Source organism: Ruegeria sp. AK11, assembly GCF_056541095.1.
This window is the reverse complement of the sequence record NZ_JBQFXU010000003.1, coordinates 18,181-35,979: the sequence shown is the minus strand read 5'-3', so window position 1 is coordinate 35,979 and position 17,799 is coordinate 18,181. Positions and strand designations below refer to the sequence as shown.

15 protein-coding genes are annotated in these 17,799 nt (G+C 59.1%); 10 read left to right on the top strand and 5 right to left on the bottom strand.

From position 1 onward, the window contains the following. Nucleotides 1–14: 14 nt before the first annotated feature. From ACR0D9_RS09695 to ileS, 8 genes are all read left to right on the top strand, one after another. Nucleotides 15–1,430, top strand: coding sequence for a YcjX family GTP-binding protein (locus ACR0D9_RS09695; RefSeq protein WP_480538598.1), 1,416 nt, complete (start codon nucleotides 15–17; stop codon nucleotides 1,428–1,430). Beyond that, on the top strand, nucleotides 1,427–1,882 hold the full coding sequence (locus tag ACR0D9_RS09690; RefSeq protein WP_480538596.1) for an N-acetyltransferase family protein: 456 nt from the start codon (nucleotides 1,427–1,429) through the stop codon (nucleotides 1,880–1,882). Before ACR0D9_RS09695 ends, ACR0D9_RS09690 begins: the two co-directional genes overlap by 4 nt. After that, nucleotides 1,875–2,864, top strand: coding sequence for a YcjF family protein (locus ACR0D9_RS09685; protein WP_480538594.1), 990 nt, complete (start codon nucleotides 1,875–1,877; stop codon nucleotides 2,862–2,864). Before ACR0D9_RS09690 ends, ACR0D9_RS09685 begins: the two co-directional genes overlap by 8 nt. A gap of 60 nt (nucleotides 2,865–2,924) precedes the next feature. Continuing rightward, nucleotides 2,925–3,635 carry a VIT1/CCC1 transporter family protein gene (locus tag ACR0D9_RS09680; RefSeq protein WP_480538592.1) on the top strand — a complete coding sequence of 237 codons (711 nt, stop codon included), beginning with the start codon at nucleotides 2,925–2,927 and terminating at the stop codon, nucleotides 3,633–3,635. Between the two features lie 76 nt (nucleotides 3,636–3,711). Beyond that, nucleotides 3,712–5,028 carry an SDR family oxidoreductase gene (locus ACR0D9_RS09675; RefSeq protein WP_480538590.1) on the top strand — a complete coding sequence of 439 codons (1,317 nt, stop codon included), beginning with the start codon at nucleotides 3,712–3,714 and terminating at the stop codon, nucleotides 5,026–5,028. Further along, nucleotides 5,028–5,507: a DUF2269 family protein gene (locus tag ACR0D9_RS09670; protein WP_480538873.1), complete on the top strand. Its 480-nt coding sequence runs from the start codon at nucleotides 5,028–5,030 to the stop codon at nucleotides 5,505–5,507. The genes ACR0D9_RS09675 and ACR0D9_RS09670 overlap by 1 nt, the downstream gene beginning before the upstream one ends. An 80-nt stretch (nucleotides 5,508–5,587) precedes the next feature. After that, complete coding sequence (locus tag ACR0D9_RS09665; protein WP_480538588.1) at nucleotides 5,588–8,296, top strand: DUF2339 domain-containing protein; 2,709 nt, start codon at nucleotides 5,588–5,590, stop codon at nucleotides 8,294–8,296. Between the two features lie 164 nt (nucleotides 8,297–8,460). Next, nucleotides 8,461–11,373, top strand: coding sequence for an isoleucine--tRNA ligase (gene ileS / locus ACR0D9_RS09660; RefSeq protein WP_480538587.1), 2,913 nt, complete (start codon nucleotides 8,461–8,463; stop codon nucleotides 11,371–11,373). A 42-nt stretch (nucleotides 11,374–11,415) separates the two neighbouring features. Here the strand turns inward: ileS and ACR0D9_RS09655 are convergent, their stop codons facing one another. Next, nucleotides 11,416–13,386: a hypothetical protein gene (locus ACR0D9_RS09655; RefSeq protein WP_480488211.1), complete on the bottom strand. Its 1,971-nt coding sequence runs from the start codon at nucleotides 13,384–13,386 to the stop codon at nucleotides 11,416–11,418. A gap of 132 nt (nucleotides 13,387–13,518) precedes the next feature. On the opposite strand from ACR0D9_RS09655, the gene ACR0D9_RS09650 reads away from it, so the two are divergent. After that, nucleotides 13,519–13,974 carry a methylated-DNA--[protein]-cysteine S-methyltransferase gene (locus tag ACR0D9_RS09650; RefSeq protein ID WP_480488210.1) on the top strand — a complete coding sequence of 152 codons (456 nt, stop codon included), beginning with the start codon at nucleotides 13,519–13,521 and terminating at the stop codon, nucleotides 13,972–13,974. A gap of 76 nt (nucleotides 13,975–14,050) precedes the next feature. Beyond that, nucleotides 14,051–14,518 carry a hypothetical protein gene (locus ACR0D9_RS09645; RefSeq protein ID WP_267364127.1) on the top strand — a complete coding sequence of 156 codons (468 nt, stop codon included), beginning with the start codon at nucleotides 14,051–14,053 and terminating at the stop codon, nucleotides 14,516–14,518. Nucleotides 14,519–14,540: 22 nt separating this feature from the next. Here ACR0D9_RS09645 and ACR0D9_RS09640 read toward each other — a convergent pair whose 3' ends face one another. From ACR0D9_RS09640 to fsa, 4 genes are all read right to left on the bottom strand, one after another. Further along, nucleotides 14,541–15,236: a CDP-alcohol phosphatidyltransferase family protein gene (locus ACR0D9_RS09640; RefSeq protein WP_480483981.1), complete on the bottom strand. Its 696-nt coding sequence runs from the start codon at nucleotides 15,234–15,236 to the stop codon at nucleotides 14,541–14,543. Between the two features lie 69 nt (nucleotides 15,237–15,305). Beyond that, a complete protein-coding gene (locus ACR0D9_RS09635; RefSeq protein WP_480538585.1) occupies nucleotides 15,306–16,226 on the bottom strand; it encodes a tyrosine recombinase XerC in 921 nt (306 codons plus the stop codon). After that, complete coding sequence (locus ACR0D9_RS09630) at nucleotides 16,223–16,930, bottom strand: DUF484 family protein (RefSeq protein ID WP_209505485.1); 708 nt, start codon at nucleotides 16,928–16,930, stop codon at nucleotides 16,223–16,225. The genes ACR0D9_RS09635 and ACR0D9_RS09630 overlap by 4 nt, the downstream gene beginning before the upstream one ends. A 197-nt stretch (nucleotides 16,931–17,127) precedes the next feature. Beyond that, complete coding sequence (fsa, locus tag ACR0D9_RS09625; protein WP_209505487.1) at nucleotides 17,128–17,781, bottom strand: fructose-6-phosphate aldolase; 654 nt, start codon at nucleotides 17,779–17,781, stop codon at nucleotides 17,128–17,130. Nucleotides 17,782–17,799 lie beyond the last annotated feature (18 nt).

The window sequence follows — 17,799 nt, the reverse complement described above, 5'->3', positions numbered from 1 at the left end:
TGCGGGGCGGCGGATTGGTGATCTCTTCACTGGCAGACAGTCTTGCACGTGGCGTCGAAAGTATCGGCGACAGCGTGTCCGAGACATTTTTCGAGCCGGTCATCCGTTTGGGTGTCACCGGGCTGGCGCGGTCCGGTAAAACAGTATTCATCACTTCGTTGGTTGCCAATCTGCTGGATCGGGGCCGTATGACCGGGCTGGTTGCGCAGCAGGAGGGGCGAATCAATGCCGCCTTTCTGCAACCCCAACCGGATGACACTGTGCCCCGGTTTGATTATGAATCGCACCTGTCCGCCCTGACGGGACCGACACCGCACTGGCCAGACAGCACGCGCGCGGTATCTGAATTGCGCTTGTCCTTCAAAGCCCGTCCCGCCGGGCTGCTTGCCGGGCTGCAGGGGCCGCGCACGGTCCATCTGGATATTGTCGACTACCCCGGTGAATGGCTGCTGGACCTGGCCTTGCTGGACAAGTCTTACGCAGACTGGTCTCAGGAAACACTGGCACGGATTAAGACCCGCGCCGAGGCTGCCGCGTATCTGGCGCTGGTCCAAGATACAGACCCGTCGGTAGGGCACGACGAACCTGCCGCACAAGCTCTGGCCGCGTCGTTCACCGCCTATCTCAACGCAGCGCGCGATGCCGGGTTTTATGACTGTACTCCCGGTCGGTTCCTGTTGCCGGGTGATCTGGCGGGATCTCCGGTTCTGACCTTTGCACCGTTGGCAATCACTGGCCCGTCGCGGCGCAGGACCCTTCAGCGCGAGATGGAACGGCGGTTCGACGCTTATAAATCTCAGGTCGTGAAACCGTTTTTTCGGGATCACTTCTCGCGGATTGACCGGCAGGTGGTTCTGGTTGACGCGCTGGGCGCAATTCACAAAGGTCCTCAGGCCGTTGAAGATATGCGCCGCGCGATGGCCGATATCCTGTCGGCTTTTCGTCCGGGACGGAACGCATGGCTGAGCCAGCTTTTGTTGGGCAAAAAGGTCGAGCGCATCCTGTTTGCAGCGACAAAAGCGGACCACCTGCACCACACTCAGCATCCCCGCCTGACCGCGATTATCGAAGCTTTGACGCGCGAGGCACGCGATCGTGCGAATTTCGCCGGGGCCCGGACTGCGGCCCTGTCTCTGGCCTCGCTGCGTGCAACGACCGAAGAGATACGCAGCCATGACGGAACCGATCTGCCATGCGTGCGTGGCACTTTGTTGGACAGCGGCAAACAGGCTGCTTTTTATCCCGGAGAATTGCCCGAGGATCCGGCGCATCTGTTGGGTCCGGCGCGAAATGGGGCGGAGAGCTGGTTGAACGAAGATTATGGGTTCATGGCCTTTGCGCCTGCAAAACTAACCCTGAAACCTGGTGACGGCCCCCCGCATATTCGACTGGATCGTGCGGCGCAGTTCCTGATCGGAGACAGATTGTGATCGCGACACTGCGCCCCGCACGCACCACGGATGCCGGTACAATCGGTATGATCTTGCACGGCTTCGCTTTGGAAAACGACTGGATGCCCAAATTGCACAGCTGTGCTGAAACCATCGCCTTTTGCGGCCGGATGATTGATCAGGACTGGGTCACTGTGGCCGAGGCCGAGACAGGCGTGGTCGGGTTTATTTCTCTGAATGGGGGTGAAATCCATTCACTTTATCTGGATGCACAAGCTCGGGGGCAGGGGATCGGTCAGCAATTGCTGGATCACGCGAAAGCAAGCCAGCGGCGGCTGGGCTTGTACTCGTTTCAGGATAATTCCCGCGCCTGTCGGTTCTATGAGCGAAACGGCTTTGCCGAGGTGGCGCGCAGCGATGGGGCAGAAAACGATGAAAACCTGCCGGACATAAGGTTTGTCTGGCACAGCAGGGATACGACAAATGGCTAAAGGTCCGGTTTTGATCGATCTTGACGATGATGAACCCGCTGCTGATGTCGCGCAGGCAAAACCGGTGCCGGATATTGTGCCGCCTCAGGGGCAGGCGATGCAAAGCGCGGCCCGACTGGCGGCCAGCAAACCCTCAGTCCTTGCGCGCTGGTTCTGGGGGCTTGCGCTTTCCGTAGTCGGGGCGGCCATATCGGTGGCCGCCTGGGATTTTGCAACCTCTCTGGTGGCGCGGACGCCCGTTTTGGGTTGGATCGTTGCCGGATTGTTGGCTGCATTGGTTCTGGTGGTGGTGATCATCGCGCTGCGCGAGCTCGCGGCTTTGGGGCGGTTGTCCCGTGTTGATGGGATGCGCCGTGCAGCGGATATTGCATTGGCTGATGAAGACCTGGCTCAGGCACGTGCTGTCACACATCGCATCATTGCATTCTACAAAGGGCGCGAGGATACCCGCTGGGGTCGCGAGCGGTTGTCCGAGCGTATGGGAGAACAGTTCGATGCCGAGGCGCTTATAGTCCTTGCCGAGGATGAGCTGTTGGCCCCGCTCGACGCCGCCGCCAGCCGTGAGGTTGAGGCCGCGGCACGGCAGGTTGCCACCGTGACCGCTCTGGTCCCTCTGGCACTGGCGGATGTTGTAACGGCACTGGCTGCGTCCCTGCGGATGATCCGTCGCATTGCGGAAATCTACGGAGGGCGGGCTGGCACGTTGGGAAGCTGGCGTCTGACGCGTGCCGTCTTTGTGCATCTGGTCGCAACTGGGGCGGTGGCCGTTGGTGACGATCTGCTGGAACCTGTTCTTGGCGGATCCGTTCTCAGCAAATTGTCCCGACGGTTCGGAGAAGGTCTGGTCAACGGTGCGCTCAGCGCCCGAGTGGGCGTGGCCGCGATGGAAGTCTGCCGCCCGTTACCATTCTCAAAACGCCACAAACCCTCCACGCGGGGCATCATCAAGCGAGCCTTGCAGGGTCTATTCTCCAAGGGTTGATCCAGAGCAAAGCGTCAGAACACTCCCTTCGGCACTCTGCCTGTGAAAAAGGAGCTAGCCATGACGGATCACGGTCACAGTCCGCAGGAAATCGCCGACCGGATCAATGCTCCGCCCGGGCGTGGCGTGTTGCGAGACGTTGTGTATGGCGGCATTGACGGTTCCGTCACTACGTTTGCCATTGTCGCCGGTGTCGCGGGGGCGGGTCTTTCCCCGTTTGTTATCGTGGCACTTGGATTGGCAAACGTTCTGGCGGACGGGTTTTCAATGGCTGCCGGGAATTACTCGGGCACCAAGGCCGAACTGGACAATATCCGGCGCATTCGGGTGATCGAGGAACGCCACATCGCACTCTACCCCGACGGCGAACGTGAGGAGGTCCGTGAAATTCTGTCGCAAAAAGGGTTGTCAGGGGAAATTCTGAACGAAGCCACCGCCGCGATCACGTCGAGCCACGAACATTGGGTCAACCTGATGATCGAGGGTGAATATGGGCTGGGCAGTGTCGACCCACATCCGATGAAAGCCGCGTTGGCCACGTTTTTCGCGTTCCTTGTGGCCGGAATGATCCCGCTGTTGCCGTTTTTGGCGTCGGTGGAGAGCGCTTTTGAGATGTCGGTCTGGATGACGATGGGGGTCTTCTTTGCGATTGGTGCGTTCAAAAGCCGGTGGTCGTTGGCGCCCTGGTGGCGGTCAGGTATCGAAACGCTGTTGATCGGTGGTCTGGCGGCACTGATCGCGTATCTCGTCGGGTCTCTGTTCCATCCATAAATGTCGCAGCACGGTAGTCGCGACTGGTCAAAACTTCCCGGATAGGTAGAGTGGCGCAAAACAGGTGCAAAGGACGATGGCAGATCACGAGCTTTCTGGAAAGAACGTATTGGTTCTGGGTGCTTATGGGTTCATCGGCACCGCCGTCACGCGGGCATTGTCGGCCGCAGGTGCCACGGTTCAGGGCATGGGGCGCAATCTTGCTCAAGGGGCAAAGGTCCTGCCGGGGGTTTTGCTGAAACAGGGCGATATGCGCGATCTGTTGCACAAGGACGATTGGCAGGACCTGCTGGCCGACGTCGATGTCGTGGTGAATTGCGCAGGGGCTTTGCAGGATAACGCGCAGGACAACCTTGAAGCGGTGCACCATATGGCGGTCGCAGCCCTTGCAGGGGCCTGCGCGGAAGGTGGCATAAGCATTGTTCAGATTTCGGCCATCGGAGCAGAGCCGGACGCCAGCACGCATTTCCTGTGCAGCAAGGCACGCGGAGATGCCGCTTTGCGCGCATCGGGCGTAACACTTTGGATTCTAAAGCCAGGGCTTGTTATCGGGCAAACGGATTATGGGGGAACGGCGTTGCTTCGAATGCTGGCGTCTGTTCCTTTTATTCAACCGCTGGCTTACCCCGATACACCCGTTCAATGCATCGGGATGCCCGATCTGTGTGACGTCGTGATTGCTGCCGTTGCCGGTCGTCTGCCGCAGGGTAATTACGATCTGGTCGAGGATACCCCGCATAGTTTGTCGGACGTGGTGCGCTGCACGCGGCAGTGGCTGGGGTTTCCCGCTGCGCGCTTCCATCTGGTCCTGCCGCCTGTCCTGACAAAAGCCGTTGCGGCCATGGCGGATTGTCTGGCCCTGTTGGGTTGGCGGTCTCCGCTGCGCAGCACGGCGATGACGGTCATGGCGGATGGCGTGATCGGCGACCCTGGCCCCTATCGTGCAGCGGCCGGGCGCGGAAATGCCGCCTTGCCTGAGGTTTATGCCATGCTGCCTTGCGCGCGCGAGCATCGGTTGACCGCGCGGATGACGCTGTTGATGCCGCTGATCGTTGCAACACTCAGCCTGTTCTGGTTGCTGTCGGGCCTGTTTGGGCTGGCGGGTTTGTCTACGGCTTCTGGTATGCTGGTCGAAGCGGGGTGGTCATCCGCCTTGGCGGTGACCAGCGTTGTGTTCTGGTCCCTGATCGACATAGCACTTGGTCTGGCCATCCTGTGGCGCCGATGGGCGGCGCGGGCATGTATGGCGCAGTTGACTGTGGCCATATTCTACCTGATTGCCGCTTCGGTCACGATGCCGGACTTGTGGTTGGACCCGCTGGGGCCGCTGGTGAAAATCCTGCCCGCGATGATCCTGTCGCTTGTGGCGTTGCCCTTGTTTGAGAGCCGATGATGGACCCTGAACTGATCTTGCGATGGCTGCATGTCATCGGTGCATGTGTGCTGCTGGGAACAGGGGCAGGGATCGCCTTTTTCATGCTGATGGCGCACCGGACAAACGACCCGCGCGTCATCGCCCATACGGCGGGTATCGTGGTGCTTGCCGACCTTCTGTTCACCACGACCGCTGTCATCCTGCAACCAGTGACCGGAGCGCTGCTTGCCTGGCAGATCGGGTGGCATTTGGGCGAAGGATGGATTGTGTTGTCTCTGGTGCTTTATGTTTTGACGGGCCTGTTCTGGTTGCCGGTGGTTTGGGTCCAAATCCGGTTGCGGGACCACGCGCGAACGGCGGCAGAGCAGGGAACGCAACTGCCACCGGAGTATTACCGCTTGTTTCGGTTCTGGTTTGCTTGCGGGGTTCCGGCATTTCTGGCGGTTTTGACCATCCTTTGGCTGATGATCGCTCGTCCGGCGATTTCGGTACTTTAGACTTTGTCACGGCTTTCCTGACTGTTGCTGACCGACAGCACAAGATAGCTTGGCCGAAATTACGGATCGGAGAGACTCGGTTGGAAACGCTGCTTGTTCTTATTGGCCTGGTTGTTCTGGCCATCCCGGTGACATTGATTGCACTTCTGGTCGGACATTCCCGATTGCGTCGCCGGGTCGAACAACTGGAAGCGCAGATCAATGCGTTGGTGTCGGGCGATGCGCTTGCATCGCTGCAACCGGAACAGGATGCACCTGCACCGCAACCTATGGCAGAGGAACAGGTTCACAGCCCGGGGCCGTGGGACGCGCCAAAGCGGCAGGAAGACGAAAGTGCCGAAGATGTAAACACCGAGGCCGCTACGCCTGCAATTGTATTTCGCCATGACAGGTTTGCCGCGCTGGGCGCGTGGCTGCGTGAGAACTGGTTTTACGCGGTCTCAGCACTGTCGCTGGCATTGGCCGGTATTTTCCTCGTGCAATATGGCGTTGAGAACGGATTGTTACCTCCGGCGGCCCGCGTTTTTGCCGCGCTTGGCTTCGGCTCGGTTTTGATTATCGGGGGTGAGGTTCTGCGCCGCAGGTTCGGGGATGACGAAGCGGTGGCCACTGCCTATTTGCCATCGGTCTTTTCCGGGGCCGGCCTTGTTACCTTGTTCGGCGCCATCCTGTCTGCGCGGCAGCTTTATGGCCTGATCGGGGCCGAGACGGCCTTGGCAGGAATGGTTGTCATCGCGCTTGTTGGGCTTGTTCTGGGGTGGTTCCACGGCCCGCTGCTGGCTGCGGTTGGACTGATCGGAGCTTTTGCAGCACCCTTTCTGGTTGGAGGCGCATCTGACGATCCATCGTGGCTCTATGCCTATTTTCTTTTGGTTGCCGTTTTGGGGCTGGGTATCGACACGGTGCGGCGCTGGGCGTGGATTTCGGTTCTGACGTTGGTCGGGATATATGCGGCAAACCTGCTTTTGGTCAGTGGCGCTCCGTATACGGAACCGGGATATCTGGTCGCGACAACAGTGCTCGCACTTCTGGCGACGGCCATTCCGGTGCGGCGCGTTTGGCCCGATCATGCAGGGCGCATGATGTCTCAGGTGATCCGCAACCCCGGAACCCGCCCGTGGCCCGAGTTTCCAACTCGGCTCGCCGCGGGAGCTATTGCGGCCAGTGCCGCGATCCTGTCCTGGCATTGGGCAGACTCAGCGGCTGAATTCTGGTTGGGTGTCTGCCTGCTGTCCGTCCTGCTTCTGGCGCTGCTTTTGTGCGCCAAGGATGCGCCTGCGTTACAGGATCTGACCGTCCTGCCTGCGGCGGGCCTTGTGTTTTTTGTGGCCTCTCACGGGCTGGAATACGGAGTAGTTCTTCGCAGTTTCACCGACACCTATGCCGAGACGCCCGAGGCCGACTTTCCGATGGCAGCCACCGCGCTGGTTGCTTTGGGCGCGCTCATGTCGATTTTGATGGCATGGCGGTCATTCAGGGCAAACCAGTATCGTGCAATCTGGGCCGGGGGCGCTGTAATTCTTGCACCGGCGCTGGCCATCGCTTTGGAATTGGGCTGGCGTCCTGCCACGGTTATCGGTGCGTACGCCTGGGCCCTGCACGCGATTGTCCTGGCAATTCTGATGGTGGTTCTGGCCGGGCGTTTTGGTCGCGCCGATGGCGACGACCGGATGCGGGCTGCTCTGGCCACGTTGTCCGCGTTGTCTTGTCTGGTCTTTGCTTGCGTCATCGTGCTCAGCTCGGCCGCGCTGACGATTGCGCTGGTGGCCAGCATCGTCGCAGCAGCAGCCTTGGATCGCAGGTTCACCTTGCCGCAGATGAGTTGGTTTATCTGGGCCGGTGTCTTTACGGTCACGGTGCGCTTGGTGCTTGACCCGGGTCTGGACTGGGCCAATGCGGCCCCGGTGCCCGAAATGGCGATGGTCTATGGTGCGGCCACGTTGGGTTTCGTGGCTGGCTGGTGGCTGTTGCGTCCCTTGCAGCGGCCGGTTGCCGCACTGTTGCTGGAAAGCGCGGCATGGGCGACGGGCGGCATCCTGCTGTCCCTGTTGCTACTGCGGTGGCTTGAAGGTTTCGGAGAAGGCGGGGCCGACAACAGCCATTGGGGTCTTGGCCTGCTGGCGGTCATCTGGCTGCTGCTGGCCTTCGCTCAGGTTCAGAGGTTTGGGCTGGGTGGCAAACTGAATTATGCACGGTACGTGTTGGCGGCGTTCTTTGCCGGTCATGGCGTGTTCCGACTGACCCTGGCTTTGACCGACCAAAACCCGCTTCTGAACCCCAACGCCGACCCGGTGCTTGGCCCACCGGTTCTGAACACTCTTGTCCTTGCCTATCTGGTGCCTGCACTGACCATCGGATTCTCGGCATGGCGGATCAGGGACATGCCAAAGCAGATCAGGCTGGCAAGCTATGCCATTGCGGGTGCGTTGGTTGCCGTGTGGTTCGGGTTGACCATCCGCCATTTCTGGCAGGGCGCAGCAGGCATGTTTGAAGGCAACGGCGTCACGCAGCCCGAGCTTTATACATATACCCTTGTTCTGCTGCTGGTCGGGGCGGCGCTGTTCTACCAATCTCTGGCACGTGGTTCGGATGCGATGCGCAAGGCGGGGCTGGTGGTGATAGGGCTGGCTGTGGCCAAGGTCTTTCTGATCGATATTGCTGGTCTGGGCGGGCTGATCCGCGTGTTCTCACTGCTGGCGCTGGGGCTTGGGCTGGCCGGTCTGGCATGGTTGAATCGCTGGGCCAAGCTGCGCCATTCGCCGCATGGGCCGGAACCTCTGGACCATTGAAGGCAGGCGTCTTATAAGCGCGGCCATGTATGACCGGACGGCCATCATTATTCGAATTATATCCCCGGCGCTCTGACCCTCTGAGACGCCGGGCAAAGGTGTTTGAGAACTCGCACCGACCGCTTCGATCCTAGTACGACCAGATCATCCAAAGGACGCTCAAAATGTGCGCCGACACGACCCAAACGCCTGACTATAAAGACACGCTGAACCTGCCCAAAACCGATTTTCCCATGCGCGCGGGCCTACCTGCACGCGAACCCGCATGGCTGGAGCGGTGGGAGACCATCGGTGTCTATGACCGCCTGCGCGAGAAAACGGGGCGCAAACCCTTTACTCTGCACGACGGCCCCCCCTATGCGAATGGCCACCTGCATATCGGCCACGCACTGAACAAGACGATCAAGGACATGATCGTGCGCTCTCATCAGATGATGGGCTTTGACGCGCGTTACGTGCCCGGTTGGGACTGCCACGGCCTGCCGATCGAATGGAAGATCGAAGAACAGTACCGCAAGAAGGGCAAGAACAAGGACGAGGTGAACATCGTCGACTTCCGTCAGGAATGCCGCAAGTTCGCCGAAGGCTGGATCGACATCCAGCGCGAAGAGTTCAAGCGTCTGGGCATCACCGGCAACTGGCCTGATCCCTACATCACCATGGACTTCCATGCCGAGGCCGTGATCGCCGACGAGTTCATGAAGTTCCTGATGAACGGCACGCTCTATCAGGGCTCGAAACCCGTGATGTGGTCGCCCATCGAGAAGACAGCGCTGGCCGAGGCCGAGGTCGAGTATCACGACAAGGAAAGCTTTACCATCTGGGTGAAGTTCAAGGTCGTGAACGCGGGTGATCTGGATGATGCGTTCGTCGTAATCTGGACCACCACTCCCTGGACTATGCCGTCGAACAAGGCGGTCGTTTATGGCAAAGACATCTCCTACGGTCTCTACGAAGTCACCGGTGCGCCCGAGGAATGTTGGGCCGCTGTTGGCGACAAGTTTCTGCTGGCAGACAATCTGGCTGCCGACGTGTTAGGTCGCGCCCGTCTGAACGACGATCAATGGACCCGTGTCCGCGACGTAAGCTCAGATGAGCTGGACGGCGTCCAACTGACCCACCCGCTGGCCGGGGCCGAAGGCGGCAATGGCGAATGGGACGATATCCGCGACTTCCGCGCGGCTGACTTCGTGACCGATACCGAAGGCACCGGTTTCGTTCATTGTGCGCCGTCACACGGTATGGAGGAATTCGAGCTGTACCGCGATCTGGGTATGTTGGAGCAGGTCATCACCTATAACGTGATGGATGACGGTAGCTTCCGCGCTGACCTGCCATTTTTCGGTGGCAAATACATTCTGTCCCGCAAAGGCGGTGAGGGTGACGCGAACAAGGCCGTCATCGACAAGCTGGCCGAAGTTGGCGGGCTGCTGGCGCGCGGCAAGATCAAGCACAGCTATCCGCATTCATGGCGCTCGAAGGCGCCGATCATCTATCGCAACACGCCGCAGTGGTTCGCATCCGTTGACCGCCAGCTGGATGACGGCATGGGTGAAATGGGGGACACCATCCGCGAACGTGCGCTGCGCTCGATCGACGAGTTGGTGAAGTGGACGCCGCAGACCGGTCGCAATCGCCTCTATTCGATGATCGAAGCGCGCCCGGACTGGGTTCTCTCGCGCCAGCGTGCCTGGGGCGTGCCGCTGACCTGTTTCACCAAGAAAGGTGCCTTGCCCACCGACGCGGATTACCTTCTGCGCAACGCAGACCTGAACGCGCGCATCAAGGCGGCGTTTGAGAAAGACGGCGCCGATATCTGGTACACCGACGGGTTCAAAGAGAAAATTCTCGACGGCATCGCCAACCCCGATGACTACGATCAGGTGTTTGACGTGCTGGATGTGTGGTTCGATTCTGGTTCGACCCACGCCTTTGTTTTGCGCGACCGCGAAGATGGGACCGAGGACGGTATCGCCGACGTCTACATGGAAGGCACCGACCAGCACCGTGGTTGGTTCCATTCTTCCATGTTGCAGGCCTGCGGCACCAAAGGCCGCGCGCCTTATCGCAACGTCGTGACACATGGTTTCACGCTGGATGCCAAGGGCAACAAGATGTCCAAATCGCTGGGCAACACCATCGTACCGGAAGAGGTCGTCAAGCAGTACGGCGCCGATATCCTGCGTCTGTGGGTGGCACAGACCGACTATACCGCCGATCAGCGGATCGGGCCGGAGATCCTGAAAGGCACTGCCGACAGTTATCGCCGTCTGCGCAACACTATGCGGTTCATGCTGGGCTCGCTGGCGGATTTCACCGAGGCCGATCGCGTCGCGCCCGAAGATATGCCGCGTCTGGAACGCTGGGTGCTCAGCCGGCTGGCGGAATTGGATGAGCAGGTGCGCAAGGGTTATGCGTCTTTCGATTTCCAGGGCGTATTCAGTGCGGTCTTTACCTTTGCCACGGTTGATCTGTCGTCCTTCTATTTCGACGTTCGCAAGGATGCTCTTTATTGTGACGGCGACACGCCGCGCCGTCGTGCTGCGCGGACGGTGTTGGATATCCTGTTCCATCGCCTGACCACGTGGCTGGCACCGGTTCTGGTTTTCACCATGGAAGAGGTCTGGCTGGGGCGCTTTCCGGGCGACGATAGCTCGGTCCACTTGGTCGACTTCCCGGAAACGCCTGCGGATTGGCGCGATGCCGAGCTTGAGGCCAACATGGCAAAGGTGCGCCGAGTGCGCCGGGCCGTGACTGCCGCGCTGGAAATCCAGCGCCAGGACAAGGTGATCGGCTCAAGCCTCGAAGCGGCCCCGATCGTGCATGTCGATGATGGCGATACCCGCGATCTGCTGGCCACGTTCGACGTGGACGACATGTGCATCACCTCGGGCCTGACCGTGACCGGCGACCCGGCCCCTGCCGAGGCGTTCCGTGTGCCCGAAATCGAAGGCGTGGCCGTCGTGTTCGAAAAAGCAGAAGGCGAGAAATGTCAGCGCTGTTGGAAAATCCTTCCTGACGTGGGCCGCCACGCCCATGTCGGAGTTTGCCGACGCTGCGATGAGGCGCTAAGCTGATTGAAACCGCCCTCTCGATCCTTCGAGGGGGCGTTTTTCGTTTCACGTCTGCGCGGATTGCGGTGTCGGATTAAACAGGTCAAAGCCTATGGCTGAGTCCTTCAGGGCCTTCCAAACCTGATAATCCGTGAAATATCCGGTGTGACCACCGGGCTCGACCGGAATGTTGCGGTTTGCGGAAATCAGCCCGCCTTCAATCTCGGTCCCTACAAAGTCATCCTGCCTGAAGATGTTGAACCATGCGGCGTTCAGGTTTTTGGGAACGACTGTGAACATCTCGGGAAAATAGCGCTGATAGATATGGGTCACAGGACAGCCCATTGTAATCAGCGTCAGGGTGCGCCCATTGATAAGCTTTTTCACGCGTGGATCAGCCAGCATTTGCGTGGCAATCACCGTGCCTTGTGAATGTGAGATCACCGTGATGTGGTCCGCGGCAAAGATATCCACCACATAATGCAGCGCACGATAAAATCGTTCATCAATCGCCTTGCGATCCGGATAATTGCGCAGCCTCGTTTTCAGGTCCGCTGTCAATAAACACTTGTCGCGAATGGCATAGGTGACGATGTCCCGTGCCACACCCAGCCCTGCTGCGACGAAATCGGAAAAGCGGTACATCAATGCTGTTGCACCCAGGACGATCAGGCCAATCTCGCCCTGTTTGCTTGCCAGTTTGTTCAGAACCCGGCCAATCAGGTTGCAATTGTCCGTTCCGATCTGACACAGGGGATCGACGTGCTGGCTCAACGCGATTTCTCGGATAGTGACCATCGCCAGTACGATTGCACCGAACAAAAAAACCCATTGTGCAAAACGATTGAGGATGGCGCGGCTGATCAGCCCGTCGCGGACATGCAGGTTTGCCTTCAGCCTTCTGCGACCGGCAAACAGCCCAACACCGACAAACGCAAGCAGGACAATTGCCGCGAAGGCAACACTGAGTGTTTCGATGGAGTCACTGAGGAAATTGTCAAAAAGACCGGTCAGTTTTCCATCCGACAGCCCCGGAACCGTGTCGAGCATTTCCCGCAGCATTAGCCACAACCCGGAAATGAAGAACATCCAGAACACCAACATGCCTGCACAAATGCTGGGGTACAGCCGCCTGTGTTCTTTCAGATTGTCTGCCTGAACCTTTTCATCAAGGCTGGTCGCAGAAAGCACGTACAAAATGATTGTCATGAAGATCAGAGAAGCCCAGAAAAACGCGAGCAGGTAGACCTGAAAAGCTACAAACTGCTCCAGCGCCGAAGGGCAAACCGGGCTGTCCGGCAAGGGTGTGCAGGCTCGGATTTCCAGACCAAGCGGACCAATGATCAGGCAGATCAGCAGCAAAAACCCTATCCCGAAAATGCCGCGCCAGAATACGCGTCTTAGATAAGTCGGGGCTGCAAAGCTGCGCCTTAGTCCGTATGCGGCCCCTCCGGCGTAAAGCGTGAACAAGAGCCAAAACAGCAGGATCGTGCTTTGAAAGAAGATCCCGGGAACGCGATCAACCATAACGGCTATGGCACCGATCAGAAGATAGGCATTCAGGGTCGCAACTGCGCCGAAGAAAACCCAGGTAAAAAGGTGAACCAGCCGCGCGGCCAAAGTGTTCCTGCCGTTGACTTGGTCCGAGGCCACATCCGCGCGGCTATGCGTTTGTTCGGCATTGTCCATGGCCAGATAACCCAGCGCAAGAACAACCCAGATCAGGTCCAATGCTGTCTTAATGGCTCCTTTCGGGGCGGGTGAGCGGTCGGCCCAGAAAACCTCGGCAAACATGGCCTCGTCCTGCGGTGCTGACGGTTTCGTCACCTTGCGCAGGTTGACCGGGAATAGTTTTGCGCTTCGGGGCGTGCCGTCGAAGGTTGTTTCGGCCAGCTCTATCATCCCACGCTGAACCTCAATCGGGGGTTCGGGATTGCCATCCAGCCAGGTTGTCGCGGCCCCGACGACCTGATCGACGGTCTCACCGGGTATTTGTTCGCCAATTCCGTGAACCGTCAGGATCAAATGGCGACCCATCTCATGCTCCAAATCTCTTTTTGACAATGCGGCTAGGCTAACATGATTGCGGCAATTCGCAAAATCCGCGCGCCTCGCAGCCCCATGGCTTCGCCACTTGAACTTGGAGGATTGATCTGAAACCGTCAGCCCATGGCGATGATTGCAGTTGATACTCAGTTCGGAAAACTTGGGATCGAGGAAACGGATGGTGCCCTCACGCGGCTGGTCTGGGACGGTCAGGACGACGGCGAACCAACAGCTCTGCTGCGCGAGGCGGCGGCGCAGTTGATGGCCTATGACGCTGGACGGCTTGACCGCTTCGATCTGCCCTACCGCATTCATGGATCGCAGTTTCAAAGGCAGGTCTGTGATCTCATGTATGCCATTCCCCTTGGGGAAACGCGCACCTACGGGGATATCGCCAAGGCGTTGGGGCAACCGGCGCAACCGGTCGGTCAGGCCTGCGGGGCAAACCCGATCCCCGTTATTATTCCCTGCCACCGAGTGCTGGCTGCCAATGGGCTGGGCGGGTTTTCCGGGTGCGGCGGGATCGAGACAAAGGTTGCACTGCTACGGCATGAGCGGGCGGCGGGTCTTTTGATCTGAGCCTCGAAATTCGGTTGCAATCCGGTTCTGGGAAGCACAACTTATATCAGTTGCTGAATTTGAAGGATCGCATTGAATGAGCACCGAAAAAGATCGCGCAGCCCAGAAGAAGGCCATTATCGACCGGTTGATGTCGCTTGAGGCAGAGGAGCTTGCAACGGCGCAGGCCCATTACGACGCATTTCTGAAGGATGCCCAACTGGATGACCGGGAAGGCCACGACAAGGATGACATAGCCGCATCGCGCGAAAATGCCGATCTGGCAGCTGCATTTGACGCGCCTGTTCATGCGCATCATGCCAAAATCGATGTGATTGAGAATACCGATTTTGGTCTGACAGATACAGTCAGGCCGGGATCGGTGATCAGGTTCAACAACCGCAGCTTTGTCGTCTGCGTTTCGACGACCCGGTTCGAGGTGGGTGGAGATACATATATGGGGATCTCGACACAAAGCCCGATCTACCTAGCCATGGCGGGCCTGCAAGCAGGCGACGTCTTTACCCATAACGGTACTGAATTTGAGGTTCAGGACGTTCTTTAAATCCGGTCCGGCAGCGCTCGTGTCAGGTACGGCGCTGCGGAACAACCTGTTGTGCGATACCCGCAAATGTCAGGTACAGGCTGGCGATGACCAGACCCCAGTGGGCCCAGCTTTCGGGATGAAAATCGACCCATGCGGCCCAGCCCGCAAAAAACGTCCAGGCAAGGGCGACCGGCAAGGTCAGACTGCGCCAACGCTCGGTGCGCACGGGGTGAACGAATTTCAAAGGTAGAAACATCGCAAGCGACAGCAGCGTGACCAGCAGCAGGATGATCCAGAAATTGGGCTCCAGTGCGAAGATCACGACAACGAACATGTTCCAGCATCCGGGAAAGCCGGAAAAGGAATTGTCCTTTGTTTTCATCCGGGTGTCCGCGAAATACATCGCGCTGGCAAAGGTGATGACGATGATTGCGAACCAGCCGGTCCATCCATCCATCAATCCGGATTTGAACAGCGCAAAGGCTGGGATGAACACATAGGTCAGATAATCGATGATCAGATCCAGCAAGACGCCGTCAAACTCGGGTGCGTTTTTCTTGACGTGATAGTGCCGCGCCAACGGGCCGTCGATGCCATCGACAATGAAGGATACAACCAGCCAAAGGTACATGAGGCTCCATTTCTCTTCCACGGCGGCCAGCATGGCCAGCATTGCGAAAACAGCACCAGTGGCAGTGAAGAGATGTACGGCAAGAGCTTTGAATCTGAGTGTCATGCTAGGGTCATGACCGATGCACGCCAGAGATGCAAACCAAAAGCCCGAGGTTCCTGTTCGATGTGTCGGTCACGCCTTTGGATGCGCACGGTTGTAGACCTCCATCAGCCGTGCGGTATCCACGGCGGTATAGGTCTGTGTGGTTGACAATGAGGCGTGCCCCAACAGTTCCTGAATGGCCCGCAGATCTCCTCCGGCGGACAGCAGATGGGTGGCAAAGCTGTGTCGCATGGCATGAGGCGTGGCAGTTGAAGGCAGCCCCAGTTGCATTCGTGCCTTGGTCATGACGCCCTGAATCGCGCGCGGGTTCAGCGGACCGCCACGGGCACCCCGGAACAGGGCGGCGTTCTTCGCTTGCGGGTGGGGGCAAAGCTGAAGATACCGGTCAACCGCGTCTCGGGCAGCTGGAAGAACCGGAACGATCCGTTCCTTGTCGCCCTTCCCGACAATGCGCAATGTCTCGGGCAGGGGCGCGTCTGCACCGGTCAGGGACAAGGCCTCGGATATCCGCAGGCCGCATCCATAGAGCAGCGTGACAACCGCAACATCACGGGCCGCGACCCAGTCGGACACAGATTGCAGCTCGACCGTGTCAATCATGGCGAGCGCGGCGTCTTCGGCCAGAGGGCGGGGCAGTTTCTTGGTGAATTTGGGCGCGCGGGTCGACAGAACGGCGGTGGGTTCAAATCCCTCTCGCTCGGCCAGCCAACGATAGAAGCTTTTGACGGCGGACAGTTTGCGCGCAAGGGATCGCGCGCCGATATCTCCGCTGCGCTGATCTGCCATCCAGGCGCGCATGTCCGAGACGGTGATCCGTTCCAGCGCCTTCAACCCTTGTCGTTCCCCGTGATGAAGGGTCATGAAAGACAAAAACTCGGTGACATCGCCGCGATAGGCGGTCTGGGTGTTCTGGGACCGCCCCGCCAGCGCGCCCAGAGTGTCCAGCCAGTGCTGGAGCGCGTCGCGGCAAGCGGGTGAGATCAGGTTCACGACAGCCAGTGGCGCATCGAGCGTTCGAATACGCCGGAAAAGAAGGTGAGAAGATCGGTGCCGAGTTGCGGTGTGAAATGCCGCGGATCGCGGGCCCCCATGACGATCATGCCCGGCAGGCGACCCGGACCGAGGTCCAGTTTCAGGCAGGCTTCTGAGCGCAACTGATCCGCCAGCGCGCCGAAAACACGTCGGTTCGGCTGATGAGTTTCGCGCAAGGTCACGTCGCGGACAGGGCCGCCGCGCCCATTGGTCAGGTATTGATTGATAAAGCCGGGCTCTGCGATCGTCAGAACGCCTCCAAGCCTGTCGACGGCAGGATCGTTCTGAACCACGGTGGTTTCCAGAACCAGCGTGATATGGTCAACCCGCAGGATATTTGCGACATCGGTTCCAAGGGCGCGCAGGAAATCCTCGAATTCGACCGGTTCCAGCAGGCGCAAAATCGCGCGGTGAACCTGATTGGTGCCTGCAAGGTTTTCATAGGCCGCCGCGATGACCGAGCGGTGGGTATCTTCCAGCCGGTCCAGCCGCGCCTCAAGCCGCTGCATGGCAATGCCGCGCAGATCGATCACATTATCACCCCGGGCGCGTTCGTTCGCGGCCACAAGGGCTTGCATCAGGTCCTTGTCGTCCAGAACGACGTCGGGCTCGGCCAGAATTGCCGCGCGGAGATTATCCTCGAGTTTGGGATTGCTGCTCATGTCCTGTCCGGTCTTTTTTTGTTGGGCGGCTTATAACATGCCGAACCGGATTTGCCTTGGGAAAAATGCACGCAAGAGTGGATTTCCCCGGATGCTGTGGCGGATAGGCTCCCGCCTGCCACGCCTGATCGCAGATCAGGCTTTGGGCTGTTGGGCCGGGCGCGGCGCCGGACGGCGCCGCGCGGTCGCAAACCAGATCAGAGGATTTTCTGACCGGTTTTGGCCCAATCGGCCAGAAAGGTTTCCAGACCTTTGTCGGTCAGCGGGTGATCGGCCAGTTTCTTGATCACGGCTGGCGGCGCGGTGATGACATCGGCACCAATGCGGGCACTTTCGGTGACGTGGTTCACGGTGCGGATCGAAGCGGCCAGAATTTCGGTTTCGAACCCGTAATTGTCATAGACCTGACGGATGTCGGCGATCAGATCCATGCCATCCAGGTTGATATCGTCCAGACGGCCGATGAAGGGCGAAATGAAGGTCGCACCCGCTTTTGCAGCCAGAATCGCCTGATTGGTCGAAAAACACAGGGTGACGTTGACCATCTGTCCTTCGTCGCTGAGCGTCTTGCAGGTTTTCAGACCGGCCCATGTCAGCGGAACCTTCACGGCGATATTCGGGGCAATCTTGGCCAGCTTGCGGCCCTCGGCGATCATGTCGTCAGCTTCGGTGGCGACAACTTCGGCGGAAACGGGACCGTCGACCAGATCGCAGATCTCTTTTGTCACTTCCAGAATGTCGCGGCCCGATTTCAGGATCAGCGAGGGGTTGGTGGTCACGCCGTCCACCATGCCCAGATCGTTCAGTTCAGCAATGGCGTCGATCTCGGCAGTGTCTACGAAGAATTTCATGAGGGCAGTCCTTTGATG